The organism is Streptomyces sp. NPDC002125, from assembly GCF_053593715.1.
Genome location: NZ_JBSFDD010000023.1, coordinates 96,777 through 123,735, shown reverse-complemented (window position 1 = coordinate 123,735; position 26,959 = coordinate 96,777). Strand labels below are relative to the sequence as shown.

At 70.0% G+C, this 26,959-nt stretch carries 25 protein-coding genes; 4 read left to right on the top strand and 21 right to left on the bottom strand.

Annotation, left to right across the window (positions count from 1 at the left end; translation table 11 throughout):
- Positions 1-9: 9 nt before the first annotated feature.
- Entirely contained in the window at positions 10-348 is a 339-nt protein-coding gene (locus tag ACWCQM_RS30780; RefSeq protein ID WP_450918352.1) for a hypothetical protein, read from the top strand.
- The gene (locus ACWCQM_RS30775) at positions 324-740 is read left to right on the top strand and encodes a type II toxin-antitoxin system VapC family toxin (RefSeq protein WP_450918351.1); all 417 of its coding nucleotides are present in this window, start codon (positions 324-326) and stop codon (positions 738-740) included. The genes ACWCQM_RS30780 and ACWCQM_RS30775 overlap by 25 nt, the downstream gene beginning before the upstream one ends.
- A 23-nt stretch (positions 741-763) precedes the next feature.
- On the opposite strand, the gene ACWCQM_RS30770 is transcribed toward ACWCQM_RS30775, so the two are convergent.
- The 19 genes from ACWCQM_RS30770 to ACWCQM_RS30680 all read right to left on the bottom strand — a co-directional run bounded on the left by ACWCQM_RS30770 (position 764) and on the right by ACWCQM_RS30680 (position 19,389).
- Positions 764-1,519, bottom strand: a complete 756-nt coding sequence (locus ACWCQM_RS30770) for an Imm52 family immunity protein (RefSeq protein ID WP_450918350.1) — start codon at positions 1,517-1,519, stop codon at positions 764-766.
- A 137-nt stretch (positions 1,520-1,656) separates the two neighbouring features.
- The gene (locus tag ACWCQM_RS30765) at positions 1,657-2,157 is read right to left on the bottom strand and encodes a hypothetical protein (RefSeq protein ID WP_450918349.1); all 501 of its coding nucleotides are present in this window, start codon (positions 2,155-2,157) and stop codon (positions 1,657-1,659) included.
- Positions 2,154-2,873, bottom strand: a complete 720-nt coding sequence (locus ACWCQM_RS30760; RefSeq protein ID WP_450918348.1) for a hypothetical protein — start codon at positions 2,871-2,873, stop codon at positions 2,154-2,156. Before ACWCQM_RS30760 ends, ACWCQM_RS30765 begins: the two co-directional genes overlap by 4 nt.
- Positions 2,874-2,906: 33 nt before the next feature.
- Positions 2,907-5,261: a Tox-REase-5 domain-containing protein gene (locus ACWCQM_RS30755; RefSeq protein WP_450918347.1), complete on the bottom strand. Its 2,355-nt coding sequence runs from the start codon at positions 5,259-5,261 to the stop codon at positions 2,907-2,909.
- A gap of 100 nt (positions 5,262-5,361) precedes the next feature.
- Positions 5,362-7,017 (bottom strand): serine/threonine-protein kinase, encoded by a 1,656-nt coding sequence (locus ACWCQM_RS30750; protein WP_450918346.1) that lies wholly within the window; start codon positions 7,015-7,017, stop codon positions 5,362-5,364.
- Between the two features lie 244 nt (positions 7,018-7,261).
- Positions 7,262-7,891, bottom strand: coding sequence for an OmpA family protein (locus ACWCQM_RS30745; protein WP_450918345.1), 630 nt, complete (start codon positions 7,889-7,891; stop codon positions 7,262-7,264).
- A gap of 29 nt (positions 7,892-7,920) precedes the next feature.
- On the bottom strand, positions 7,921-8,520 hold the full coding sequence (locus ACWCQM_RS30740) for a hypothetical protein (protein WP_450918344.1): 600 nt from the start codon (positions 8,518-8,520) through the stop codon (positions 7,921-7,923).
- Positions 8,521-8,551: 31 nt separating this feature from the next.
- On the bottom strand, positions 8,552-9,217 hold the full coding sequence (locus ACWCQM_RS30735) for a pilus assembly protein TadG-related protein (RefSeq protein WP_450918343.1): 666 nt from the start codon (positions 9,215-9,217) through the stop codon (positions 8,552-8,554).
- Positions 9,214-9,447 carry a hypothetical protein gene (locus tag ACWCQM_RS30730; protein WP_450918342.1) on the bottom strand — a complete coding sequence of 78 codons (234 nt, stop codon included), beginning with the start codon at positions 9,445-9,447 and terminating at the stop codon, positions 9,214-9,216. The genes ACWCQM_RS30735 and ACWCQM_RS30730 overlap by 4 nt, the downstream gene beginning before the upstream one ends.
- A gap of 258 nt (positions 9,448-9,705) precedes the next feature.
- Positions 9,706-10,752, bottom strand: a complete 1,047-nt coding sequence (locus ACWCQM_RS30725; protein ID WP_450918341.1) for a response regulator — start codon at positions 10,750-10,752, stop codon at positions 9,706-9,708.
- A 178-nt stretch (positions 10,753-10,930) separates the two neighbouring features.
- Positions 10,931-12,280: a sensor histidine kinase gene (locus ACWCQM_RS30720; RefSeq protein WP_450918340.1), complete on the bottom strand. Its 1,350-nt coding sequence runs from the start codon at positions 12,278-12,280 to the stop codon at positions 10,931-10,933.
- 65 nt (positions 12,281-12,345) lie between these two features.
- Positions 12,346-13,230, bottom strand: a complete 885-nt coding sequence (locus ACWCQM_RS30715; protein WP_450918339.1) for a DUF5936 domain-containing protein — start codon at positions 13,228-13,230, stop codon at positions 12,346-12,348.
- A gap of 13 nt (positions 13,231-13,243) precedes the next feature.
- Positions 13,244-14,182 (bottom strand): type II secretion system F family protein, encoded by a 939-nt coding sequence (locus ACWCQM_RS30710; protein ID WP_450918338.1) that lies wholly within the window; start codon positions 14,180-14,182, stop codon positions 13,244-13,246.
- Between the two features lie 10 nt (positions 14,183-14,192).
- Positions 14,193-15,530 (bottom strand): CpaF family protein, encoded by a 1,338-nt coding sequence (locus ACWCQM_RS30705; protein WP_450918337.1) that lies wholly within the window; start codon positions 15,528-15,530, stop codon positions 14,193-14,195.
- A gap of 60 nt (positions 15,531-15,590) precedes the next feature.
- Entirely contained in the window at positions 15,591-15,962 is a 372-nt protein-coding gene (locus ACWCQM_RS30700; protein WP_450918336.1) for a TadE/TadG family type IV pilus assembly protein, read from the bottom strand.
- A gap of 3 nt (positions 15,963-15,965) precedes the next feature.
- Entirely contained in the window at positions 15,966-16,388 is a 423-nt protein-coding gene (locus ACWCQM_RS30695) for a TadE/TadG family type IV pilus assembly protein (protein WP_450918335.1), read from the bottom strand.
- On the bottom strand, positions 16,385-17,677 hold the full coding sequence (locus ACWCQM_RS30690; protein ID WP_450918334.1) for an AAA family ATPase: 1,293 nt from the start codon (positions 17,675-17,677) through the stop codon (positions 16,385-16,387). The genes ACWCQM_RS30695 and ACWCQM_RS30690 overlap by 4 nt, the downstream gene beginning before the upstream one ends.
- Positions 17,678-17,684: 7 nt before the next feature.
- Positions 17,685-18,392: a Flp pilus assembly protein CpaB gene (cpaB, locus tag ACWCQM_RS30685; RefSeq protein ID WP_267073904.1), complete on the bottom strand. Its 708-nt coding sequence runs from the start codon at positions 18,390-18,392 to the stop codon at positions 17,685-17,687.
- Between the two features lie 130 nt (positions 18,393-18,522).
- A complete protein-coding gene (locus ACWCQM_RS30680; protein WP_450918333.1) occupies positions 18,523-19,389 on the bottom strand; it encodes a hypothetical protein in 867 nt (288 codons plus the stop codon).
- A gap of 557 nt (positions 19,390-19,946) precedes the next feature.
- Here ACWCQM_RS30680 and ACWCQM_RS30675 point away from each other — a divergent pair.
- Complete coding sequence (locus ACWCQM_RS30675) at positions 19,947-21,680, top strand: chitinase (RefSeq protein WP_450918332.1); 1,734 nt, start codon at positions 19,947-19,949, stop codon at positions 21,678-21,680.
- Positions 21,681-21,762: 82 nt separating this feature from the next.
- On the opposite strand, the gene ACWCQM_RS30670 is transcribed toward ACWCQM_RS30675, so the two are convergent.
- Complete coding sequence (locus ACWCQM_RS30670; RefSeq protein ID WP_450918331.1) at positions 21,763-23,076, bottom strand: Nramp family divalent metal transporter; 1,314 nt, start codon at positions 23,074-23,076, stop codon at positions 21,763-21,765.
- 184 nt (positions 23,077-23,260) lie between these two features.
- Here ACWCQM_RS30670 and ACWCQM_RS30665 point away from each other — a divergent pair, with 184 nt between their 5' ends.
- Positions 23,261-25,360, top strand: a complete 2,100-nt coding sequence (locus tag ACWCQM_RS30665; protein ID WP_450918330.1) for a serine/threonine-protein kinase — start codon at positions 23,261-23,263, stop codon at positions 25,358-25,360.
- Positions 25,361-25,426: 66 nt separating this feature from the next.
- On the opposite strand, the gene ACWCQM_RS30660 is transcribed toward ACWCQM_RS30665, so the two are convergent.
- Complete coding sequence (locus tag ACWCQM_RS30660; RefSeq protein ID WP_073744647.1) at positions 25,427-26,899, bottom strand: GntP family permease; 1,473 nt, start codon at positions 26,897-26,899, stop codon at positions 25,427-25,429.
- Positions 26,900-26,959: the final 60 nt, after the last annotated feature.

Genomic DNA, 26,959 nt, shown 5'->3' with positions numbered 1-26,959 from the left:
GTGGCTCCCATGGATGTCTCGCGGGAGCATGAGCACGACGAAGGCCCCGCCCAGAAGGTCAGTGTCTCCATGCCGGCCAGCCGGATCGCGGCCGTGAAGGCACGGGTCGGCGCTCGGGGCTTCTCGGCCTACATCAGCGCCGCCGTCGAGCGGCAGATACAGCGCGACCTGTTGGACGAGTTGTTGCAGGCAAGCGACGACGAGACCGGTCCGATCCCTCAGGCCATGACGGACCGCGCCGTCGAGGCGTTTCGCGTGGCCGAAGCACTCGCCGCGTCGGAGAACGACGGCGAAGGCGAGCAGGACGGCCAGGGGGACCCGACGTGGCGCGACCGCGCAGCCGGCTGAACCAAGGAGTTCTCCTGCTCGACAGTGAGGGCCTCTCCAAGGCGGTAGCGGCCGATCCCCAGGTCACCGCTTTCATCAAGGTGGCGCACACGAACGACATGCTGGTCGCCGTGAGCGATCTGACGCTGATCGAGGCTTGGCACGGCAATGTCCGGATGGACCGGTTCCGCTGGTACGTGTCACGACTTCAGGTGCTGCCGGTGACCGAAGCGATCACCTGGAACGCGATCGACCTGTTGCGCGACGCCGGTCTCCATGGGCACAAGTACGCGATCGACGCGGTGGTGGCGGCGACGGCCCTGCATTACCAGGGTCCACGCATCATCCTTACGTCGGACGCCGACGGCATGGTCAGACTCTGTGGCGGAAGAGCCCACATCGAAGCCGTGTGAGCCGAAGCGGTCCGTCATAGCGCTCAGAGTGTGGCACGGTCGAAGGGCGGGGTGAGCGGATCCAGCGCGCCCGTCGCGCGGAGCTGGGTGTTGACCTCGATGACGGTCTCCACCGATGGCGTTCGCGTCCCGCCGTACGTCAGGTCGATGACCAGCCCGCCGTGCGCGGCAGGTGTGTACGTGCCCGGCAGTCCCTCGGGGGCGAGCCCCGCCCGCCGCTCGGAGAGCCAGACCGCCCGGCCGCATCGGGGGTCCGAGTTCTTCAGGCCGAAGTGGTCCGCGACCGTCCTGTACAGCGGCCTGTCGTACACCTGCCCGGTGTCGATGTCCCACTCCTCGCCGATGACCGCCAGGATCTCGGGGGTGCGCCGTATGACGTCCGCGTCCTCGTCCACCGTGTGCGAGCGAAAGATGACCGAGGCGGAACGGGTGATGTACGGGGAGAGACCGCCCGCTCGGACGTTCGAGGTCGCCTTCGCCGCACCCTCGTTGTGCGCCCACAGCTGCCCGCCGTAACCCACCACGCCGAGATCCGGTCCTGGGTTCTCCCGTACGAGGTAGTCGGCCAGCGCCGGGACGGAGGGCGTCAGCAGGGGATCGGCCGGGACACCGTCCCCCGCCTCGTGCCACCCGTGGAACGTGCCCGCGTCAATGTCCGCCAGACGCGCCAGGGTGGCGTACCACCGTGCGGCGATGGCCTTCGGGTCCTCTTCGCGGGCGCCCCAGGCACCATTGACGACGACGTTCAGCACGACGTACTCCTCGGCTCTCGACAGCACCGGCGGGCACTTCTGCCGGCCCCCTGTCCTGTCACCCTGTCACCCCGGGGCCAGGTCAGGTGAGTTGAGTCCCTTAAGTTGATGGCCGGGCTAGGCAGGTGCGGCGGTGGCGCACGCGTCAGCCGGTGACGTACGCGTCAGTCGGTGGCGTACTCCGGGTCCAGGGCTACGGCGAAGAGTACGACCGGCTCCTCCTGGTCCATCTGCCCGACGCCGACCCCGACCCTGCGCCCGCTCACGTCCCAGGTCTGTACGTCGCCGGAGTAGCCGAGCTCGACGAGCGCCCCGAAGAACGGCGGCACGGCGCCGGCCGCCACCTCGGACTCCTCGTACGCCATGGCGGAGAGCTCTCGGTGCGGCCCCCAGCGCTCGTCGAGGGCGAGGACCACGCCCCAGCGCTCGGTCTCGAACGCCTCGTGCGCCGCGTCCATCCGCTCGGCGTCGTCCTCGCCGTTTCCATCGGCTCCGTAGAAGTCCTCGCTGACCCGCAGGGCGACGATCGCGAAGTCCTCGCCGGAGGCCGAGCGTCCGGGGTCGGCGCAGCCGGTCCAGGGCGGCGCGTACGGACCTGTCCGCAGCGCCTCGATCGCGGCGATGTCACCGCGCACCCTGGACCTGAGCTCCAGCGCCTCGCTCACCAGGCGGGCCGGGGCGCCGAGGCGGTCAGGGGCTCCAGTGCGCCCGCGCCCGCCAGCGCCCGCTGGGCGGCCTCCACCGCTTCCGTGGTGCGCCCGGAGTCCAGCACCAGCCCGCCGCCCTTGGTGGTGTGCCGCGCGCCGGGCAGGTCCTCGGGCACGAGGGCGGCGCGGTTGGCGGAGAGATACGTCGCCCAGCCGCAGCGGGGCTGCGAGTTACGGAGACCGAAGGCCGACCTGATCGCGTTGAACAGCGGACGGTCGTAGGCGAGGCCGGTGTCGGCCCCCCAGGATTCGGCCAGGGCGACGAGCGCGTCGGGCAGCCGGCCGGCCAGCGGATGCTCGCTCCCGGCGGCCGCGCCGGACGCCGGGAACAGCTGGAGAGTCGCCGTGAACGGCGTGTACGCGTCACTGCCGCCCCCCTTGGCCCGCAGATAGGCGTAGGAGCCGTCCGGCCACGTCCCGACGACGGCGGCCTGTCTGCCGAGGATGTCGGCGTCCTCCTCCGGGCCTCCGGCCTCGACGACGGCGGCGACGTCCCCCGCGGAGGACGGGACGGGGCCGCCCTTCCCGTCCTCCGCGTCCCAGCGCCAGTCGACCGGCGCGGGCGCCGACAGCTCCGTCAGCCGGCGGAGCGCCTCCAGCCAGCGCACCGCCAGCTCCTCGGACGACTCGGGCCGGGGGCCCCAGGACACCTTCACTACCACTTCGCCGGACATTCGCGCCTCTCCGCCCTCGTGCGTCCGCTGCCGCTACTTCTCTACAGCAGTGTGCTTCACGATCACATCCACGTCGGCGTCGTCGAACGCCTTCTGCGCCGCCTCGGCGACCTTCGGATTGGAGAAGTTCCACTCGACGGGCTTGCCCCCGGCGGCGCGCACCTGGCGTTGTGCCTGCTCCACGAACTTCGCCGCCTGCGCCGGTTCCAGAGTTCCGTCGGGCCGGACCTTCTTTCCATATCCGAACTTAGCCTCCTTGTACGTCTGCGAGGCGGAGTCCCACCCGTCGAAGTCGACGTCACGGCCGGTCTCGGGGTCCTTGACGGCGTACTCCTTGCCCCGCTTCACGCCGGAGACCTGTTCCTGGTAGCGCATCCAGCGCTCCATGCTGGGCCAGTACGCGACGGACTTCTTGGCCTTCCACGTGCCGTCGCCCAGGTCCTTCGAACCCTTGCGGGGGTTCTTGAGGTCGTTGTACCAGGAGGGCTTCGCCCACTTGGCGACCTTCTTGCGGCTGGCCTCCTTCGCCGCCGCCTTGCCCGCGTCGGCGTCCTTCTGGGCCTGCTCGGCGGCGTCGATCTCCTCCTGGCTGACACCGTCGCACTCCGTCTCCGCGCCGAAGAGCGCGGGGACGCCGTTGGCGCGGTACACGACAGGGGCGCCCGCCGCCGCGTTCACGCCTCCGGCGTACGAAGGCCCCGGCAGACCGCCGTCGAGCGGCCCCGAGCTGATCAGGCAGCCCTTCTCCGCCAGCCTGTCGGCCGCGTCGTCGGCGTGCTCCTGGGCCTCGTCCGCGGCCTTCTTCGCGCCGTCGACATCGCCTTTGCCCGCAGCCTTGCGCGCCCGCTCGGCGGCCTTGCCGGCCTTCTGGGCCGCCTCTCCGAGCTTGCCCAGCTTGCCGAGTTTCCCGAGCTTGCCCAGCTTCTGGGCGATCTTGGCCTCGCCGTAACCGGGGATGAAGAGCGAGCCGATGTTCCATACGACGGTGGTGCCGGCCCGGGTCTTCTGGCCGTTGTTCCACTGGTCCTTGACCTCGTCGCCGATGAACATGTCGTCGAGCACGGTCAGTCCGGTGTCGACCGAGGAGCCGCCCCAGTCGGTCAGGGCATCCCAGTAGTCGCCCTTACGCCACTTGTCACCGGCGTCCTTGGTGCCCTCGGACCACGCGTCGCCGAGCGAGCCGCCGTAGTCCTTGAGTCCGTCCCAGGTGCCGGGGAGGTCCGTGACCGTGTCCCAGATCCCGGTGAGGTCGCCCCAGATGCCGTCGACGAAGAGGCCCTGGCCGACCTGCTTGACCTTGTCCCCGGCGCAGGAGAAGAAGGCCCCGAACCCGGAGAAGCAGCCCTCGTCGTCGTCCTTGTCGCCCTCGCCCGACGCGTCCTCGTCGTCCTCCCAGCCGGGCTCGTCCTCGGCGGCCTCGGTCTTGTCGTCCTCGGTCTCGATGGGTCCGGTGCCGATGGGCTGGGTCTCGGTGCCGCCGGTGGTGCCGCCTGTGCCGTCCGTACCGCCCGCATCCCCGCCGGTGCTGCCGGTGGTTCCGCCCGTGCTGCTGTCCGTACCGCCTGAGTCGCCGCCCGTGCCGCCCGTGGTGCCGTCCGTACCGCCCGCGTCGGTGCCACCGGCATCCGTACCGCCGGTGTCCGTACCGCCCGCGTCGGTGCCGCCGGTGTCCGTACCGCCCGTGTCCGTACCGCCGTCGGTCGTGCCGTCGCCGGCCTCCACCGTCTGCGATCCCGTACCCGGCGCGGGGCAGGAGCTGCCTGTGAGCGAGCAGATGGCGGCCTGCAAGCCGTTGGTTATCTGCCCGCCCACACCGCCCAGTGCCAGCGCGAGGATGATCGCCGCCACGACGGTGATCAGCCCGAGGTACTCCATCGCCGACTGGCCCCGGTCCCTGCGCCACGTGATCATCCGCGAGAGCGAGAACCGCGGCTGTTCGTGAACCCGCCGGTGCTGTTCGTCCAGCCGGAACCACTGCCGGCTCTCCGCCCGGCTCAGGAGGACCAGGATCACCAGGGGCAGGAACATCTGGGTCAGCCCGCGCAGAGAACCGTCGCGCAGGCTGGACACCCCGCCGAGGAGCAGCCATATCTGTACGCCGACGAGTCCGCGCCAGACCCACACCCCGCCGGTCCACGCCCTGCGCGCGAGGATCCACCCGGCGATACCGGGCGCGGCGCCGTACAGGGTGAGTGCCAGCAGAGCGCCGTCCACGGCGTCGATGCTCGCGGCTGTCAGGAGCAGCCCCACACCGCCGAACACGGTGATGGCGAACAGGATGTGGACGAGGACACGGGACACCCTCAGCAGCTGAGGCATGTCCTGGCGCTCGGCAACGGGCGGGCGCCAGGCGCCGCCGAAATCGGGAGTGGACCCCACCGTGGACATGTCCGACCTCAACTCACCGCATCACGAACCAAATTGGTGAACAACCGTACGATGCCGACCGGACACGGCGCCTGGGCCCACGGGCCCAAAATGAGCTCCCTCACCGCCTTTCCACGGAGAACGTGGTGCAGCTGTCGCTCGGCGCTCCGTCCGTGTCGGTCACGGGGCCGACCAGTGCCTTCGGGGTTCCGTCGGCGACCTCTGCCGAGAGACCGACCATCAGGTAGTCCTCCGGTTGCGTGATCCAGTGGTCGCCGTAGAGGTCCATGTGCGTCCCGACGCGCGTCCCGCGCATGGCGAAGGACCCTCTCGGGACATCGGGGTTGGAGGCGATCGGATAGAAACCGAAGGTGGCAGTCAGGGCGCCGTCGGTATCGGTGATCGTCAGGGTGAGACCTGTCTCCCCCTGGCCGCAGCGGTAGGTGCCGCGCCACTCGCCCGCGACGGGCGAGACCTCCTTCGTCGGCTGTTCGGCCGGAGTTTCGGTGGCCGGAGCCGTACGTTTTGTCCCGCCCTCGGCCGGGCTCGCCGTCGCCGGAACCGCCGGCTGGGAAGCAGACGTGTCGCCGCCCGATCCCGAAGGTACGGAGAGGTCGGCGGTGTTGAGGGCGATGATCACCCCGGTGGCCACCGCGGCGACGGTCAGGCCGAGGAAGACCGCGGCCTTGGCGGCGGAGCCGCGCCGACCGCTCGCACCGGCTCCGTCCGTCCGGAGAACGGTCGGCTCATGGAGCCCCGGTGTCCGGTGGCCGGCCGGCGGCGGTAAGGGCGGGCGCGGCGGGGCTACGGCGCCGTACCGTCCCGCCGCCTGGGTCGGCGCGGCATGCTGCCCTGGTGACGGCTCGGACACCACCTCGGTGACGACGGCGGTGGGGCGGGCCCTGGGCGGCAGCCGGTCGCCCGCCCCGGTCACCTCGGTTCTCTCACCCTCCATGTTGAGCAGTTGCTCGGCTCTCCTGGCGATCGCGGAGGCCACCGGGGCGGGCAGCCAGTCCGTACCGGCGTCCTGAATCGCGGCGTCCGCGCGTTCCCGCAGCGCCGACGGTGACGGCCGTTGCCCCGGGGCTTTGGCCAGACACTCCCGTACGACACCGGCGAGCGCCTCGTCGACGCCGCTGAGGTCCGGGGCGTGATGCACGATCCGGTACAGCAGCTCCGGACTCGATCCCCCGCCGAACGGGCTGCGCCCGGTCGCCGCGAACGCCAGCACGGCTCCCAGTGAGAAGACGTCGCCGGCTGGGGAGACCTCCCGCCCCTCGGCCTGCTCAGGTGACATGTATCCGGGCGAACCGACGACGAGTCCGGTGCCGGTGAGCCCGGCCTCGTCGGCCGCACGGGCGATCCCGAAATCGATCAGCAGCGGCCGGTCCAGGGACAGCAGGACGTTGGAGGGCTTGAGGTCCCGGTGTACGAGTCCGCTGGTGTGCACAGCCTCCAACGCTTGGCCGAGTCCCGACAGCATGCGCCAGAGGGCGGGGGTGGCGAACGGGCCGTACTGGTGCACGGCTTCCGCGAGCGACGGGCCGGCCACATAGGCCGACGCCAGCCAGGGAACCGCCGCCTCTGGATCAGCGGCCACGACCGGCACCGTGCCGGCGCCCGTCACCGTCCTGGATATGCGCACCTCCCGGGCGAACCGCTCCCGGAAACCGGGGGTGCCCACCAGCCCCGCGTGCACCAGCTTCACCGCCACCATGCGGCCGGTCGGTGAGCGTCCCAGATATACCCGACCCATCCCGCCCTCCCCGAGGCGCATGAGCAGGAGAAAGGGACCGACCTGCCGCGGATCTTCCCGAGTCAACGGCTCCACACCACGCCCCCGCCGCGAAGGGCCCGGAACTCCGGGCCGGGTCACCATCGTCCGGTCTCCGGCGGCCGGAAGAAAGTCGTCCTCATACGCACGAACCGCACGGCAGCGGCGCAGGTGCCGCTGCCGCGCGGTTCTCACCGGGACCGCGCGGGCCCTTCAGGGACCCGCGCTCCCGGACGGCCGGTCCGGATCAGGAGCCCTCGCCACGCGGGAAGGAGACCTCCACGCGACGGTTCTTCTTGCGGCCTTCCTCCGTGGTGTTATCGGCGATGGGGTACTGCTCGCCGTAGCCACGGATCTCGAAGGTGATCGACGGGTCGAGCTCCTTGGAGAGCACGCTGTTGACGGCTTCGGCGCGCTGCTTGGACAGCACGTCGCCGTGCGCCGACGAACCGAGGTTGTCGGTGAAGCCGAAGACGCGGACCTTGGTCGCGTTCTGCTTCTCGATCTCGGCGGCGATGGCGACGATGCGGGAGTTGGCCTCGGAACTCAGCTTCGCGCTGTCCTTGCCGAAGAGGACTTCGGCCTGGAGCGCGAACTTGATGTCCGCGTTGCTGTCCTCGCGACGCTCCTCGCCACCGAGATCCTCGACCACCTGGATGATGTCGAGGACCTTTCCCGGAGCGAGGGTGCCGCCCTCGGGCATCTTGAGGTCCGGATCGTTGCCGTCCGTCTTGACGGGGGGTTCGGCCGACGCCTCGGTCCCCGGAGGGACGCTGGGGCCGTCGTCCGCCTGCGCGGACACGGCGCCCATGAACGTCACGCTCACCGTGAACAACGTCGTGGCCACCGCCACGCCGGTCGACCTGGCTGGTCCCATTCGCCTGCGAAGGTGGGTCATCTCGTTCATCACCCGGAGATCTTCAGCGAAGTGGTGGAGAACGACGGAAGAGTGAAGTCAACCTCCGTCGTCGTGCTGGGCGGAGCCGGGAACTGCATGAAGACAGGTGCGGAACCCCCTGCCGCGACATTGGTCATGGCTGTTGTGCACAGGCACCGGTTATCCGTGTCCCGCAGCACGTAGTAGCGCTTCTTGCCCACCTTGTCGACAAGGGTGGCTCCCGCGACAGAGTTGGGGTTCTGCGCCACGACGTTGCTCTCCGTGCCCTCCATGCCATTCAAGCTTCGGGGCTGGTCACCTGTGTTCTTGATCTCGCCGCTCACCGTGACAAAGCCACCGGAGTCGCGCTTGACCTCCTGAACGACCAGTACGAGCCCCACCTCGCCCTTGATCTCGGCGAGCTTCGCATCCGGGTCCGTTTCCTCACCGGCCGCCGTATCGGGGTTGGCCCCCTTGTTCGACTTGTCGGTCTTGGCGGAAGCGGACGAAGCGCTGCTCTCGGGGTCGCCGTCGTCACCACCGCAGCCCGTGACCGTGAGGGCCAGCGCCGCTGCCATCGAGGCAACCGCCACTGCCCTTCGAGACCTCGGTGTGCGCCGAATGCTCATGGGTTCTGGTTCCTTTACTCGTCGTTCGCTGTCAGTCGTCGGTCAGATGCACGGCAAAGAGCGTCTCGCCCAGCTCAGCCCAGGGATCAGGACGAAGAGGGTCGATCTCGAACCGATCCCTACCGTCACATTGGAAGGTGAACGGGCCTGGAGTCTCGGGCTTCTCGCCCTCGTCCTCTTCGTTCTCCGGCTGAGGCGATGCCTCCCCGTCCGGCTTCTCGGCAGGCTTCCAGTTGCACCGGAACTCGATCACAGCCGTCGCGGTGGCTGTGGCGTGCCTCTTCTCCGTACCGGGTATCACCGTGTCGCCCACCGTGTTGCGGGTCTCGACCTTGACGGTGACCTCGTCACGCTGGAAACCGGAGGCCCACCTGCAGCCCCCAACCACATCCGCGCGATTGCTCGCGGCGAAACGCTGCGCCTGATTGCACGGCTCACCGCTGATGTAGTGGTTCCCGAAGAAGTCGTTGAGCCCGCCGGGCAGCAGAAGCGATCCGAGGAACGCCGGCCCTATCTCGTCGCGGGCCTGCTGGGCAGCAGCGAGGGCCGCTGCGTCAGCGGCCCCCTGAGCACCATTACGCGTGGCCGAAGCCTTACCGACCGCAAAGAACGCGAACGCGAGAAAGAGCAGACCCGCCACCATCACGATGTAGATGGGGAAGGCCTGCCCTCGATCGCTGCACCGGGTCTTGGTCACTTGCCCGCAGTGATGGAGCTCACCAGACCCGTAATGCGGGTCGTGATCGCCGAGCCGATGCCCGAGGCCACCATGCCGCCGATGATCGCCACGACCACCAGGATGATGCCCAGGTACTCGAACGCCGTCTGGCCCCGGTCCTTCGCCTCGTAGCGCTTCTGGATGGCGCTGATCGCGGTGTTCGTCCAGCCGTTGACGCGGACGGCGGTCTTCAGGGTGATGTTCGACATGGTGTTCCCCTCCAGGTCCGGCCGACCGACAGCCGGCCGACTCACACGTTTCTCGGTTGTCGCCTCCGTTACCGGCTTCCTCCTGGCCGGTGCCGTTTGCGACATGAGAAACGTACGGCGGAACACCCTTCCCGAGAGAGGGTCCCAGGGCCCAAAGCCGGGCCCAATGCGTGAGTTGGGCCCTGCGTCCCCGGTTCTGGGCCCGGGCTGCCTCGCGGGCCCCGGACGTCGTGCGGCGCTTCCCCCGTGCGGTCATGGCTACCTGCCCCCCAGGCCGGGCCTGCCGCCCGGTGCCGTGCCCAGCCATCGGGCGATGGCCTCGCTGCGGCTTCCGCTGTGGAGCTTGGTGAAGATGCGGTTGATGTGGTTCTTGACCGTCTTCTCGCTGATGAAGCAGGTGGCGGCGATCTGCTGATTGCTCATGCCGGACGCGATCAGCTCCATGACCTCCACCTCCCGGGAACTCAGGCCGTGCTGGGCCGAGTTGGGCGCACCTGCCGGGTCGCCCGCCTTCGATGACTGTGCCACAACCGGTTGCAGTTGCGAAAGACCCTGCGCCGGACGGTCTGGTCGCGTCGCAGGTGGGGGCCCTTGGTGCGCCGGTCCATGTGCAGGCGCACCGTACGGGGGCAGCGGCGCCGGGGCCGGCGCCAGGGCTGAACCCAGGCCGTCCGGGAGCGGGCCGCCCTGTGGTGCGGTGCCCTGGCGCATGTGGGCCAGGAGGGCGTTCGCCGCCGTGGCGGTGAAGTGGGCCCGGCCGCTCTTGGTGTCACGTACCGCCTGCACCAGCTGGTCCGCCGTGAACTCGCCGTGCACCAGGTAGCCTCCGGCCCCCAGGCGCAGCGCCTCGTGCACGATCTCGCTCTCGCGGCTGTACGTCAGCATCATCACCGGCGCCACCTGCACGAGGTGCGGCAGCGCGGAGATGCCGTCCACGCCCGGCATGCGGACGTCGAGCAGGACGACGTCCGGGCGGTGCCGCACGGCCATCTCGTACGCCTGGCGGCCGTCCGCCGCCTCGGCGACGACCTCGATGTCCTCGCGGCCGGACAGCAGGACGCCCAGTCCGGCGCGGACCACCGGGTTGTCGTCGGCGACGACCACGCGGAGCGGGCCGGGGGCAGGCATGTCCCGGGAGGCTGGGAAGGCGGGCATCGGCTCGGATGCCGCGGGCCTCGGGGGAGCCGGGAACGCGGGGGAGCTGAGCTCGGAGGGAAGCGGGTTCGCATGTGCGGACGTGTGCTGGGAGGCATGGTGCTGCGCCGCCCAGTTCTGGCCCGACGTGCGGGAGACGTCGTCCGGCATTCTGCGACCTCCTCTCAGGTTCTCTGGGTCTGGGTCAGGGTCTGCGTCTGGGTCTGGGGCTGTCTGTCTGTTTCTGACTCCGGGGCCGGGTCCGGCTCTCGGTCCCGGGCTGCGGACGGCTCCGCGGACGGAGCCGGACCGGGGTCCTGTCGGGTTCTGCGGGGACGGTGGTGGTGCCTCAGTGCGGGGCCGCCGTGGGGAGGCCGTACGCGTCGGGGAGTGCCGGTGGTTCCGCCGGGGCGGAGAGCGCGGCCAGGGGGAGTTCCATCCGTACCTCGGTCCCCTTCGCCGCCTTGCCTCTGCCGATGCGGATACGGGCGCCGATCGACGCCGCCCTCTCGACCATCCCGACGAGTCCGAAGTGGCCGGCCCGCTTGAGATCGTCGAGCGTCGTGCCCGCGGGCAGACCCTGCCCGTCGTCGTAGACGGTGACGCGCAGGACGTCGCCCTTCACCCCCGCGAGGACGACGAGATAGGTGGGACGGGCGTGGCGGTGGGCGTTCTCCATCGCCTCGGAGGCGACGGTGAGGAGCTGCCGGGCCACCGGGGGCGGCACCGGCGGCACCGGGATGTCGCTGAGCCGGCGGAAGGTGGCGGTCAGTCCGTGGCGCCGGGTGAAGTCGTCCGCCCGTGCCCTGAGTTCGCTGAGTACGTCGACGCCCTCGTCCAGCCCGGAGTCCCTGCGCAGGTCCGAGAGCAGTTCGCGGGACTCGGCGGCGGCGCGGCGCGCGGACCGGGCGACGAGCTCCGCCTGGTGCTTGACGGTGAGCGGGTCCATCCGGTCCGAGGACGCGGCCAGGCCGTCGGCGGCCAGGGCCAGTCCGTGCAGGGTCTTCGCGACCGAGTCGTGCATCTCCCTGGCTAGCCGGGTGCGCTCGCTCTCGACCGCCTCGTTCACCGCGAGCCGCGCCCGGGTCTCGGTGAGCGCCTGGCTGGCGCTTCCGAAGCGGAGGAGCAGATTGCGCAGGGTGACGCCCACCGCTCCGGCGATCACACAGAAGCCGGGGAGGAGGAGCTGGGTGCCGTCGCTCGCCTCCAGCTGGACATTGGTGGCGTACACGCCGGAGACGATCAGCGCCTGGAGTACGGCGAAGGCTGCCGCCCCGCGCCAGCCGTAGACGAGTCCGGCCAGCAGCGGGGTGCAGACCGTGACGTAGGCGAGCGTGGACTCGGGCGTCGCCGTGACGAGGAGCAACGCGCCGAAGAGCGCGTCGATGCCGAGGATCCAGGGGTGGCGCAGGAAGAGCGGGCCGAAGCGTTCCCAGTCCCGGAAGAGGACGTAGGAACCCATGAAGGTGACCAGGACGGCCGAGCCGATCAGCCAGGTCGCAAGACCGGGTGCCGTGCGGTCCACGGCGAACGGGGTGGCGATGGCGATCATGGCGAGGCGGAACCCGAACACCTGGCGGCACATCGCCTGGAGCGCGTTCACCTGGAGTGCGAGGGCCGGGCGGGCGCCGGGGTCGGCCATGGCCTGGCGCACCTCGCCGGTCAGCCCCTGGTGCCCGCTGCCCAGTGGGTAGGACATCCGGCCCTCACCTCCCCTCTTTTGTCATGCCCATACTCCCCAACTCCTGACTCTGCCGCAGGACATCAGCCCGAGATGAAGCTGAAGTCGACATTCGCCCCGTAGACGAAGCCCACAGTCAGCAGAACGAGCGTGCCGGGCAGCAGGAACGAGGTGACCGCGAAGGTCGCCTTCGGTACCGCCTTGGCCGCCTTGCGCCGGGCGTTCTGGGCGTCGGTGCGCCGCATGTCGTTGGCGATCTGGATCAGGGTGTCGACGATCGGCGCACCCAGCTCCTCGCCCTGCTGAAGGGTCGTCACGAACATCGCGACCTGTTCCGAGTCGTTGCGTTTCCGCAGCTCCTCGAAGGCCTGCCGGCGGCTGACGCCCATGTCCATCTGGCGCAGGGTGATGCGTAGTTCGTCCGCCCAGGGGCCTTCGTACTTCTCCGCGACGCGCTCCAGGGCCTGGCGGAAGCCGAGGCCCGCCGAGACGACGACCGCGAGCACGTCGAGGAAGTCGGGCAGGGTCCGTTCGATGTGGTCCTTGCGGACGCGGATCGCGGACCAGATGCCCACCTCGACCCAGAACAGTCCGAAGGCGATCAGGAGCAGGGAGACGAAGAGCTGCCCCCTGATGATGGTGGTGAAGGCCCCGAAGAACCCGAGGGCGCCGTAGACGGCGCGACGGGCGGCGTAGCGGTCGAGCGTGAGACCACCGGGGTTTCCCGCCATGTCGATCTGGCGGCGCTTCTTGTTGACGGCCTTGGGGCCCATGATCCGGAGCACCATCGGCGCCCAGCGCATGCCCATCCGGTCGATGACGGAGCCGACCGCGTTGGTACGGCTGGAACCGATCTCCAGCGCGATGGCGAGGTCGCCGGGGAGTTTGGCGTCGGCCCGGTACATCCGGATGCCGGCGATGGCTCCGTACACCGCGAGGCCCACGACGAGTGCGAGCAGCAGATCCATGACGGCCCTCCTCTCAGACGTCGATACGGGACAGGCGACGGATCACGATGAACCCGATCGCGTACAGCACTATGGAGACGATCACCGCTGCCTGGCCGATGAGGGCGCCGGTCATGCGGTCGAGTGCGCCCGGCATGACGGCGTTCATCAGGAGCATCGCGCCGATACCGAAGCCCGGTACGGCGTAGGCGGTCACGGTGACCTGCGAGAGCTGGGTCTTGACCTCGCGCCGGGTCTCCTTGCGTTCCTCCAGCGTCTCGGTGAGGTTGCGCAGGGAGCTGACGACCGTACCGCCCGCCCGGTTGGACAGGACCAGGGTCGTCACGAGTACGACGAGCTCACGCGAGGGCAGCCGCTCCGTCAGCTCGCTCAGCGCGTCGTCGAGGGACTCCCCCACGGAGAGCCTGCGGGCGACCCGGGCCAGTTCCTCGCCCGCCGGGTTCTCCAGCTCCTCCGCCGCCATGCCGATCGCGGTGCGCAGGGCGAGGCCCGCCTGGGTGGCGTTGGCGAGGATGCGGGAGAGCTCGGGGAGCTGGTTGATGAAGCGGTCGGTGCGCTTGGTGCGCTGCCACTCCAGGAAGGCGTTCGTGCCCCAGAGTCCGATCAGCGCGGCGACCGGTCCGAAGAAGTTGGCCAGCAGCGACGAGGCGACGATCCACAGCCCGGCCATGGCCACGAGGGCGTAGACGAAGAACTCGCCCGGGGTGATCTCCAGTCCGGTGGCCGCGAGCTTCAGCTCGATCCTCCGGCCGAGGCCCGTGGACCGCAGCCGGCGGTCGATCCCCCGGAACCGGCGCTGCCGGCCCTCCACGGAGATCTGTCCGGTGTGCGAGAGCCGGTCGACGAGGGCCTCGCGGTCGGCCTTCCCGCCTGAGTACGCGTGCAGGCCGACGACGCCCAGCACGCAGCACAGCAGCGTGATGCCGACGGTGAGCAGAGGGAGATTGGTCATGGGGCGGTACCTACTTGGCCTCTCGGGTGGCGAGCTGTTCGTCGGACGCGGCGACCCCGAAGGCCTGCGGGATGGGCTGGCTGGCCATGTAGAGGCGCTCGGCGATCTTTCGCGGGAGCGGGAGATACTGGAACTGCCCGTAGATCCGCCCGTCGGCGGCCATCGGCTGCGCGTTGAAGCGGGCGACGGTGACGATGCGGTAGTTGTCCCGGCCGTGGGAGTCGAGCACGGCGATCTCGGTGATCTTGCGGCCTCCGTCGGCGAAGCGGGTGAGCTGGACGATGACGTCGACCGCGCTGTTGATCTGGTCGTGCAGCGCCTCGAAGGGGATCTTGATCTCGGACATCGAGGCCAGGGTCTGGAGGCGCATGAGGGCGTCCTCGGCGCTGTTGGCGTGGACCGTGGCCAGCGATCCGTCGTGACCGGTGGACATCGCCTGGAGCATGTCGAGGGACTCCCCGCCCCGGACCTCACCGACGACGATCCGGTCGGGGCGCATACGCAGGGAGTTGCGGACCAGGTCGCGGATGGTGATCTGGCCCTTGCCCTCGACGTTCGCGGGGCGCGTCTCCAGCCGGATCACATGGTTCTGCTGGAGCTGCAGCTCCGCGGAGTCCTCGATGGTGACGATGCGCTCATGGCCGGGGATGAGGCCGGACAGCGCGTTGAGCAGGGTGGTCTTCCCGGTGCCGGTGGCGCCGGAGACGATGACGTTGAGCTTCGCCTGGACCAGCCCGGAGAGCAGGACCAGCATCTGCTCGTCCAGGGACCCGAAGCCGATCATCTCCTGGAGCGTGAAGGCGCGCGGGAAACGCCGGATGGTGAGGGTGGCACCGGTCAGCGAGAGCGGCGGGATGATCACGTTGACGCGCTCGCCGCTGGGCAGGCGCGCGTCGACCATCGGATTGGCCTCGTCCACACGGCGGTTGACGGTCGAGACGATCCGCTCGATGGTCTGCATGAGCTGCTCGTGCGAGCCGAACCGCATGGGGAGCTGCTCGACCTTGCCGCTGCGCTCGACGAAGATCTGGTCCGGTCCGTTGACCATGATCTCGGTGATGGAGGCGTCCTCCAGGAGCGGTTCCAGGATGCCGAGTCCCAGAGCCTCGTCGACGACCCGGCGGATGAGCTGGGAGCGTTCGACCGTCGAGAGGACGGGTCCTTCGCGGCTGATGATGTGGCCGAGTACGCGCTCCAGCCGGGCGCGCCGGTCCGCCGCCGCGAGCGAGGACATCTCCGCGAGGTCGATCTCCTCGAGCAGCTTGGCCCGGTAGGTGGCGACCAGGTGGCCGTCCTCCCGCCCGCCCGTCTGCTCCTCGGGGGCGGTGATGCGTGCCCGCAGGCTCATTTCCGTAACTCCTCGGTCAAGACGTTCCGGTGGTGCCGGGTCCGTCGCGTGCGGTCCCGCTCAGTCGCGGGGCATCGTGGAGCTGCGCTCGGCCCAGCCGAAGGCGTTCTCCATCCCGGGGATGACGGAGGGGACCTTGACCCTCGCGGTGTAGGTCACCTCGTCACCGCCCCAGCTGGGGGTGAACGTGGACTCGTCGGCGAGCCAGCCGCTGATGGCTCGGCGGCCCGCGTCCTCCGGGGTGCTCTCCGGCCGGTCGTGGCTCGCCGTGCGGGCTGCGGCCCTGGCGGCCGTGCCCGCCTGGTTGGCCGCGTACGCCGCCACACCCAGCTGGATCGCGCAGAGGCCGACGATCAGCAGGAGGGGGATGAATCCCATGTACTCGATGGCGACCTGGCCGCGTTCGCGGCGCGCCCGGGGGTTCCGCTCCATCGCTCAGCCCTCCTTCACCGAGGCGGCGTCGCCGGTGACCGTCATGGGGAAGTCGAGTACTCCGGGCACGAGGACGGGCACCTTGAGGGCGACCTCCGCCCTGTACAGCCCGCGGTCGGCCGAGCAGCGCACCGAAGCGGCCGAGGACCACGCGTCGGGCAGGTCCTCCTTGGCCGCGCGGTCGCAGGCCTCGGCCTGCTGCCAGCGCGCTCCGGTGCCGGCCCGTGCGCCCACGTCCGCCGCGTTGCCCGCCAGGCTGAACGTGTAGCCGATCAGGGCGCACTGCCACAGGGCGACGAGCAGCAGGATGATCAGCGGGGTGACACCCACGAACTCGACCGCGGTCTGGCCGCGGTCCCGCTCACCGGGGCGGAGGCGTACCCGCCCCGCCCGTATGCCCGGGCGTTCTCTGCCGGTGGTTGTCATCGTTCGGTCTGCCCCCTCGGTCGTCCCGCGGCCCCGGGCTCCGCCTTCGCGCGCCGGAGTGAGCGCCCGATCGAGCCCCGGTCGTTCCGGAACTTGCCACTGCCTTCGGCGCCCGCGGGTACCTTCACCAGCCCCAGTTCACCGGCCAGCGCCCACAGCGCCTGCTTGACGACGCTCTTCGCGTCGAGTTCGTGCATCCGCCCCGCGTCGACCGCGCCCTGCAGCTCCTTGAAGTTCGCGGGGACGGCCGTGCCGGCCATCCGGGTGCCGGTGATCTTCTGGATGAGCGGCGGCTGGATCTCGGTGCTGCGGTTGAAGCGGTTGACCACCGTGACCGTCTCCTCGGCCTTGCGGATCTGCAGCCGGTCCCACATCCGCACGATGCGTTTGGCGCCGCGCACCGCCACCACGTCCGGCGTCGTGACCAGCAGGGCGATGTCCGCCATCTCGACCGCGGCGGCGTTGGCGCCCTGCATCTGGCTGCCGCAGTCGATCACCACCACCTCGTACCGCGAACGCAGCGCGCTCACGATCTGGCGTGCCGAACGGTCGCTGACCTCCTCGCCGCGCTCGCCCTCGCCGGGCGCCAGGAGAAGGGCCATCCCGGTGTCGTGGTTGTACACGGCGTCGGACAGCACGCGGGGCGATATGTCGGAGATCGCGGCGAGGTCCACGATGGAGCGCCGGAACTGGACGTCGAGGTACGACGCGATGTCACCGGTCTGGAGGTCGAGGTCGACCAGTGCCACGGTGTTGCCCGAGGTCTGGGCGGCCAGGGCGATCTGCACGGCGGCGACGGTGGCGCCGACGCCGCCTTTGGCTCCGGTGACGGTCACGACGGTGCCGCCGGGGCCCGTGAAGACATCACCGCCGGCCCCGAGGTGGCGCCTGACCCCGACGGACCACTGGGCAGCGGCCTGGACCCTGTTGGCCAGTTCCTCGTAACTCAGCGGCAGGGTGACGAGCCCCCGCGCGCCGGAGTCCATGGCGGCGGAGAAGAGACCGGGGCTCGCGTCCATGGTGATCAGTACGACCCCCACGGCGGGGAAGCGCAGGGAGACCTCCCGGATCAGCTCCAGGGCCGGTACCGGGCCGATCCGCTCGTGGACCAGTACGACCTCGGGCAGCTCGTCGAGGGACTCGCCCGCGAGGCGGGCGAGCGTGTCGATGAGCTGGGTGGAGTCACCGACGGGAGCCGCGGGCTCCGCGTCGGGGAGCTGACTGAGCAGTGTGGTGACGGACCTGGCCGCGTCCGCCTCACCCACTGCCGGGAGGATCCTGGTGGTCATCCCATCCTCACTTGTCCTTGTCGAGCGTGTAGGTCCGGTCGCCCGGACGGATCGTGCCGTCGCTGCCGGACGCGATGAGCGCCAGCCGCACGTGCTCCGCGAACGACTCGGCGTAGGCGATGCGCTGGGTGTCGAGGGTGTTGAGCGCGAACGTGATCGGGACGGCCTCCGTGGCCTGGCTGGACCTGTTGTCGTTGTCCGGGTCCAGCGCCGTCAGCTTGCCGACGTCCAGCACCCGGGCGTTGGAGACGATGACCTTGGACTGGGCGGGTTCCCCGTCGTTCTCGCCGGCGAACGTGGCGTACACGTTGACCGTCGCTCCGGCGGTGATCTTGCCCGCGACACCCGTGGCCGCGTCGATCATGATGGCGATCTCCTGCTCGCCGGGCCGCAGGGCCGGGCGCTTCTCCATCATGTCGGCCTGGAGCAGCGAGCCCTTGCGCAGTTCGGTGACCGCGATCTTGCCGTCGACCTCGGAGATGTCGGTGACGGCGTTGGCGGACAGCCAGCGCTTCGGCATCGAGACCTTCTCGAACTGCCCGCTGGTCAGGGCGGTGTAGGGCGCCACGTTGCCCTTGACCTGATACGCCGTGACCTCGGGCCCGACCTTCGAATTGACGTCACTGATCACCGAGAGCACCCCGGCGAAGGCGCCGAAGGCGCACAGGACCGACAGGAGCAGGAGTATCACGCCGCGGCGCTGGCGGGAGTTCATGGGCCGGACAACCTCGTTCGAATCGGATGCGTGGGGCAGCGGACAGAGAGAGATGCGCGGTGTCTGAGGAGCGGAACGGGGACGGGGACGTCAGGAGCGCGAACGTCGGGAGCGGGATGGAGCGGGGACGTCAGGAGCCGGGTGGTGCGGGCGCTCCATGGTTCAGGACACCGGCGGAGTGCATTCGGTTCTCGGATGTGGCCAGCGGGGACGAACAGAAGCCGCAGCGGTCGCCGATGAGCTCCATTCCGCACCAGTGGCAGTTCTCCCGCCGTACGGAGGAAACGAGCTGGTAGATCACCGAGATGTCCGGGAGGAAGGAGGCGAATTCCACCAGCTTCCCCGTGCCCCACCAGCGTGGTGAGGCGGAAGGCAGCGCACACTCCGCAATGGCCTGTACCTTCCAGGCGGGGGCGAGGCTCTGCTGCACCCATTCGGAGCTCAACTGCCCCTTTGCCACCAGCAGATGGGTGGGGAACTCCGGTCCGGCGGGCGGTTCGACACCCGGGCCGATCTTGATGAGCTGGGGGTTGGGGCCGGCGAGTACGGCGAACTGCGATCCGGGGACCCAGGACTTGGCATGGGTCTTGAGGCTGACGGGCACCCGGTCGAGCCTGGCCACCGAGTTCAGCAGGGCCCCGGCGTGGATGTAGTGGGCGAGCAGCCGGGCCGCCGCCGCCACCACTCCCGGGCTGAAGTCGCAGATGGAGAGCTGGCGCAGCTGGCGCACCAGCACGGCCACGCCGAGCGGGGGCAGATCCACCTTGAGCAGGGCGATGCGGTCGCTCTCCAGGACGGACCGGATGGCGTGCAGCCTGCGTTCATGGGCGCGGCTGATGCCCGCCGGGTACACCGCGATCACATAGCCGTGCTGCTCCAGGAGCAGGTGCATGTCACCGATGGCGAGTTCGAGGGTCTGCTCCTCGGGAGCCTGCAGCAGAGCCGCGGTCGGTGTCTGCTGATCGGTCGGCGGTAGCACCAGGTCAGCACTGGTCACTGCTATTGCGGTCGGCACGCTCTTCCCCGTTCGGCTCCGGCCGTCGTCCGTGAGGACTCCGGCCGCAATCGCTCCTGCTCCGTGCTTCTTCCCCAGCACTTTAACCACGTCATACCAGGCAGAGAACAGATATCGGAGTCCAGTCCGCAGACATCCGGCACGGGCGTTCGCAACGCGCCCGTACGAAATCGGACGAAAAGCAGAGTCGTTAACTCCTGTACCACTGCGGAGGGTTACCCCCGCTGTCCGGGTTTGAAAAGCGGTGGAATTCATCCGCCCACGTCAGAAGGGGCGTTGCCGCTTTCCGTGACGCCTTCGCGATATTCACTCCGTGACGGTGCGGGACGTCTCCAACGAGTCACCCGTGCGGGTGCCCCGGCGAAGAGCGGGGGCTCCACCCGAGGGTGAACGCGCCCTCCCTCAGGGCGTCCACCTGCCCGCCTCCCCCATCCGGACCGCCAGAGGTCTTGACATCTTGATTGGTCTGGACCAGTTTATCGGCCAACGGTGGCCACCGTTCCCGCCAGCACCCCCAACTCCCCCACCGGAGGCAGCAAGTGGAACGCTCCGCAGGCAGCAGCAGGCACAGAAGGCGCCGGGTCCGGCCTCTCCTCGGCGGGGCCGTCGCCGTCGTCGCGGCCGGGACGCTGGGCGTCACCGGACTCGTCACCACCGCGCAGGCCGCCGACGTCAACGTGGCCAAGAACGCCGGCTTCGAGTCCGGGCTCGCCAACTGGACCTGTTCCGGGGGCAGCGGGGCCACCGTCTCCTCCCCCGTGCACGGCGGCACCTCCGCGCTCAAGGCCACCCCGGCCGGGCAGGACAACGCCAAGTGCACGCAGACCGTGGCCGTGAAGCCCTCCTCCACCTACCAGCTGAGCTCCTGGGTGCAGGGTGGTTACGCCTACATCGGGGCGAGCGGGACGGGCACGACGGACGTCTCCACCTGGTCGCCCGGCTCCAGCGCCTGGACCCAGTTGAAGACCACCTTCACCACCGGCCCCTCCACCACCTCCGTGACCGTCTACACCCACGGCTGGTACGGCCAGGCGGCCTACTACGCGGACGACGTCCAGGTGACCGGCCCGGACGGCGGAGGCGGCACGGACCCCGAGCCGTCGGTCCCCGGGGCCCCCGCCGGGCTGGCCGTCGGCACGACGACGTCCTCCTCGGTCGCCCTGACCTGGAACGCGGTCTCCGGCGCCACCGGCTACACCGTCTACCGGGACGGCGCGAAGGCGACGACCTCCACGGGCACCTCCGCCACGGTGACCGGGCTGGCCGCCGACACCGCGTACCAGTTCTCCGTGAGCGCGACCAACGCCGCCGGTGAGTCCGTCAGGTCGGCCACGGTCAGCGGCCGTACGGCGAAGGTCACCGACCCGGGCCCCGGCCCGGTGACCTCGGTGCCCAAGCACGCGGTGACGGGCTACTGGCAGAACTTCAACAACGGCGCCACCGTCCAGAAGCTCAGCGACGTCCCCGCGAACTACGACATCATCGCCGTCTCCTTCGCGGACGCCACGGCCACGCCGGGCGCCGTCACCTTCACCCTGGACTCGGCGGGGCTGAACGGCTACACCGTCGCCCAGTTCAAGGCCGACATCAAGGCCAAGCAGGCCGCCGGCAAGAACGTCATCATCTCGGTCGGCGGTGAGAAGGGCTCCGTCGCGGTCAACAGCGACGCATCCGCCACAGCGTTCGCCGACTCGGTGTACGCGCTCATCCAGGAGTACGGCTTCAACGGCGTCGACATCGACCTGGAGAACGGCCTCAACTCCACCTATATGACGAAGGCGCTGCGCTCGCTCTCGTCGAAGGCGGGCTCCGGCCTCGTCATCACGATGGCTCCGCAGACCATCGACATGCAGTCGACCTCCGGTGAGTACTTCAAGACGGCGCTCAACATCAAGGACATCCTGACCGTCGTCAACATGCAGTACTACAACAGCGGTTCGATGCTCGGCTGCGACGGCAAGGTCTACTCGCAGGGCTCGGTGGACTTCCTCACCGCGCTCGCCTGCATCCAGCTGGAGGGCGGTCTCGCCCCGTCGCAGGTCGGCCTCGGGGTCCCCGCCTCCACCCGTGGCGCGGGCAGCGGCTATGTCGCCCCGTCCATCGTGAACGCGGCCCTGGACTGCCTGGCCAAGGGCACCAGCTGCGGTTCCTTCAAGCCCTCCCGGACCTACCCGGAGCTGCGCGGCGCGATGACCTGGTCCACGAACTGGGACGCCACCGCGGGCAACGCCTGGTCGAACGCGGTCGGCCCGCACGTCCACGGGCTGCCGTAACCCCGCCGGACCATCGAGCCAGCAGCGCCGCCGCTCCCCCGGCGGCGCTGCTGTGTGCGTACCACGGATACGTACGCCGATGTCACCAGGGCAGGTCGCGCACCTGCTGGACGCACAGCACGACGAACAGCAGACCGGCCGCGCCCAGCATCCCGTTGCTGAGCCAGCCGTTGCGCCACTCCCTCGGCGTACGGGAGGAGTTGAGCAGCCAGAGCAGGGTCAGGGCCAGGAACGGCATGAAGAAGGCGCCCAGGACGCCGTAGCCGATGACCAGCCCGAACGGCTCGTCCAGCCAGAGCAGCGTCATCGGCGGGAAGGTCAGCCAGAGCAGGTACGCGCGGAACGGCACGGACCGCTCCTGCCGGCCGACGGTCCCGCTGCCCGCCCGCCCGGCGTCCGCGTCCGCGGCTCCGGTGCGGGCGGCGCGCGTCCGCTCGACGAAGTCCGCGAACATCAGGCTCACGCCGTGCCACACGCCGATGAGCGACGAGAACGACGTCGCGAAGAAGCCCACCAGGAACAGCTTCGCGGTGGCCGCGCCGAAGCGCTCCTCCAGGATCACGCCGAGGTCGATCAGGCCCCGGTCGCCCTTGGTCAGCGCGATGCTGGAGGAGTGCAGCAGCTCCGCGCCCACGATCAGCATGGCGACGACGAAGACGCCGGTGGTGATGTAGGCGACCCGGTTGTCGATCCGCATCACCTTCATCCAGGAGGAGTCGGACCATCCCTTGGCGTTCACCCAGTAGCCGTACGCCGCCATGGTGATGGTTCCGCCGACCCCGCCGATCAGGCCCAGGGTGTAGATCAGCGAGCCGTCGGGGAGCACTGGGAGCAGCCCCGCGAAGGAGGCTCCGACGTCCGGCACCACCCGGATCGCGACATAGACCACGACGACGAACATCACGCCGATCAGGACCGTCATGACCTTCTCGAAGACGGCGTACTGGTTGAACCAGACGAAGACCAGGCCGATCAGCCCGGTGATGATCGCCCAGGTCTTCAGCCCCGGTCCGTCCGGGAAGAGCGCCACGATGGGCAGGGCGCTGGAGGACATCGCCGTCGCGCCGTACACGAAGCCCCAGACGACGACGTACACGGCGAAGTAGCCCGTGGTCCAGCCGCCGAGGGTGCGCCAGCCGTCGAAGAGGGTGCGGCCCGTGGCGAGATGCCAGCGGCCCACCGCCTCGGCGAGCGAGATCTTGACGAGGCAGCCGATCACGGCCGCCCACATGAGGGTGTAGCCGAACTTGCTTCCCGCGATGAGCGTCGCGACCAGGTCGCCCGCCCCGACTCCGGTCGCCGCGACGACGATTCCGGGACCGATGTAACGCCAGCTCGATCGACGTGGCCGGGAGTCCAGCTCCCCGGTCTCTGTGGTTCCGCTTGTCTCCGCCATGTCGATCAACGAAGCGCAAAGCGCGGAATCGCACAAGGGGTCGCGTCGTGCCGCACCCGTGGCCGGCGGCTCACTTCCCGGACAGCTGTGGACGTTCCGTGACAGGAGAGAGTGGTGCACACCCCGACTCGCCGTGGGACGCTTGGCGCGCTGGACAGTATGGCTGCGGGACGGGGGAAGTGGCATGACTGGCGCGCGAGTTGAGCCGTTGGGCAGTGGGGACCCGGCGACACTCGGTACGTACGAACTGCTCGGGAGGCTGGCCTCCGGGGGCATGGGGCGGATCTATCTCGCGCGGAGTTCCGGCGGGCAGCTGGCCGCCGTCAAGACGCTGCTGGCCGAGGGCGTCGTGAGCGACATCGACCGGCGGCGTTTCACCCGTGAGGTGGAGCTGGCGCAGCGTATCGACAGCACGTTCACGGCGCGGGTGAGGGACGCTGACCCCCGGGCGGACCGGCCCTGGATGGCGATCGACTACATCGCGGCCCCTTCCCTGTCGGAGCTGGTCCGCACCGCAGGGGTGCTGCCCGGCTCGGCGGTCCGCTGGCTGGCGGCCGGCACGGCCGAGGCGCTCGTGACGCTGCACCGCGAGGGCATCATCCACCGGGACCTCAAGCCGCAGAACATCCTGCTGCCGCTGGCGGGGCCCCGAGTGATCGACTTCGGCATCTCGCACGCGAACGACATCACCCGCACGAGCCTGACCCTGGGCACGATCGCCTTCACCTCGCCCGAGCAGGCGCGGGGCGAGCCGTCGACGGAGGCGTCGGACGTGTACTCGCTCGGGGCGACGCTCTTCCATCTGGCGCTCGGCCGGCCTCCGTACCGCGCGGACAGCGACACCCTGGCGCTGCTGGCTCGGGTGCAGCGGGGCGAGCTGGACCTCGACGGCCTGCCGAAGGAACTCGCGACACTGATCCGTCCCTGCCTGGCGGCCGACCCCCGGCAGCGGCCCGTGCCCGCGGAGATGCTGGAACGGTTCCGGCAGTCGCTGGCCGGGCTGCCGGTCTCGCAGGACGGCCGCCGCTGGCTTCCGCAGCGGTGGACGGACCTGATCACGGAGTACGAGAACCAGGGGCGCGACCTGGCGCGCGGAGCCGGGCGCGGCACGGGGAGCACGGACCCCGAGGGCCTGACGGTCGACCAGAGGACGGGCGTGGTCCCGCCGCCCGACGAGACGCGGATCTACACGCGGGAGAGGGAACGGGCCGAGCGGGAGCAGGCGCAGCGGGAGCAGGCCCGGCTCGTCCAGGAACGGCTGCGCGAGCAGGAGTGGCAGCAGGAGCTGGAGCGGAGGAAGGCCGAGGAGGAGCGGCGGAAGAAGGCGGAGAAGAAGGAGAGGGAACGGGCCGAGCGGGAACGGGTCCGGCGGGAGCAGGCCGAGCGGGAGCGGAAGCAGGAACAGGAGCGCCTGAAGGCGGCGAGGAAGGAGCGGGAGCGGGTGGAGCAGGCGGCCAGGGCACGGGCCGCCCAGCACACGGCCCGGCAGGCGCGGGCGCAGGCGTCCTCGCCCTCGGCCGGCGCACCGCCCAGGACGCCTCGCCCGGCGCGTACGCCCACGCCTCCCCCGCCGTCCCCGTCGAAGAGCTCCTCCTCCGTGGTGGGCGTGATCGTGGCGCTGGCCGTTCTGGCCCTGATCCTCTGGCTGGCCAACAGGCCCGACACCGGGTCGGATTCGGAGAACACCGGATCGGGCAGCAGTACGGCCACGGCCACCGGCATCAGCACGGACACGGGAACCGGTGGCGGGTCCGCACCGGCCCCTGAGCCGACCCCGGACGAGGAGGACGAGGCGTTCAGCGCCGTGTCGTCCGGGGACTGCCTCACCGCGTACGACGACGGGTACGGCGACTGGTCGACCGAGACCCCCGAGACCGTGGACTGCGACGCCTCCGACGCCTATCTCCGTGTGACGTCCACGGACAGCGGGATCAGCGGCTCCGACTGCCCGGACGGCTCGGGCGAGTCGTACTGGACCCACTCCGGTTCGGAGCCGGAGTTCAGCACGACGCTCTGCGTGGAGCGCCAGTTCCGGGTGGGCGAGTGCTTCGTCGCCAAGCACGAGGGAGACCGGATGACGGACGCCCGGCTCATGACGGTGTGGAGCTGCGGGAAGGACACCGTGCCCCAGGGCTACGACGTGATCCTTCAGATCACCGGCCGGTGGCGGGCCGAGTCGACGTATCCGCCCGGTTACTGCTCGGAGAGCAGCACCGACCACGAGGACTACTGGCGTTTCGAGGTGAACGACGACAGGACGGTGCTCTGCGTGAAGTGGGTCTGAGCCCCGGACACGGCCTGTCGCCTCATCGGCGGTCGGGCCGGGTCCGGGCGAGCCGGACGAGGGGCCCTAGATCACCAGGCTGAGCGCCGCGGCGACCACGAAGCCGGCGACCGAGAGGACCGTCTCCAGGACCGTCCAGGTCTTCAGGGTGTCCCGCTCGGAGATGCCGAAGTACTTCGAGACCATCCAGAAGCCGCCGTCATTGACGTGCGAAGCGAAGATGGAGCCCGCGGAGATCGCCATGATGATCAGGGCGAGGTGCGCCTGCGACATGTCCTGGCCCTCGACGAGCGGGACGACGATGCCTGCGGTGGTGACGATCGCGACCGTCGCCGAGCCCTGGGCGACGCGCAGGACGACGGAGATCAGCCAGGCGAGCAGGATGACCGGCAGGCCGACGTCGTTGAAGGTGTCGGCGAGGGCGTCGGCGATGCCGCTGCCCTTCAGCACGGCTCCGAAGATCCCGCCCGCGCCGACGACCAGCAGGATGTTGCCGACCGGCTTGAGCGAGGCCGTGGAGACCGATTCGAGGGACTTGCGGGACCAGCCGCGCCGGATGCCCAGCAGGTAGTAGGCGAGGAAGAGCGCGATCGTCAGCGCGACGAACGGGTTGCCGAAGAACTCGATGACCGAGCGCGGGGTGGAGGGGTCCAGCGCGATGGAGGAGAACGTCGCGGCCAGGATCAGCACCAGCGGGGTGCCGATGATCGCGAGTACGGTGCCGAGCGCGACGGGCTTCTCGTGCGGGGTGACCCCGGCGGCGCGCTGTTCGGCGACGACGGCTGCCTTGGACTCCTCGGCCGCCTCGACCATGTCCTGGGGCACCTCGACGAAGATGCGCTTGCCGATCCAGGCGGCGTACGCCCAGGCGGCGAGCACGGACGGGATGCCGACGACGGCGCCCATCAGGATGACCCAGCCGAGGGAGACGTTGAAGAGGCCCGCGGCGGCGACCGGTCCGGGGTGCGGCGGCAGGAACGCGTGGGTCATCGAGAGGCCGGCCAGCAGGGGCATCGCGTACAGGACGACGGACTTGCCGGAGCGCTTGGCGGCGGCGTAGACGATCGGCGCGAGGACGAAGATGCCGACGTCGAAGAAGACCGGGATGCCGAAGATCAGGCCGGTGAGTCCCATGGCGAGCGGGGCGCGCTTCTCGCCGAAGAGGTTGAGCAGCCGGGCGCTGAGGACCTCTGCCCCGCCGGAGACCTCCAGGATCGCGCCGAGCATCGTGCCGAGGCCGATGATGATCGCGACGTGTCCGAGGATGCCGCCCATGCCGGACTCGATGACCGAGACGGCGGCGGACTTCTGGACCGTGCCGAAGAGTTCGGTGACGGAGAGACCGGCGCCGAGGCCGACGGCTATGGACACGGCGAGCAGCGCGACGAACGGCTGGAGCCGGACCTTGATGATCAGGAACAGCAGCAGCGCGATCCCGAGGGCGGCGACGGTCAGCAGACCGGGCGTTCCGCCGATCAGGAGCAGCAGCCCACCGGTGTGGGGTGGCGCCTCGGGCGTGGGGGCGGCGGCGAGCAGCATGAGCGGTCAACTCCGTTGGTGACGGGGCCCTTCGGGGCAGGGGGGAGCGCGGCACGGCGC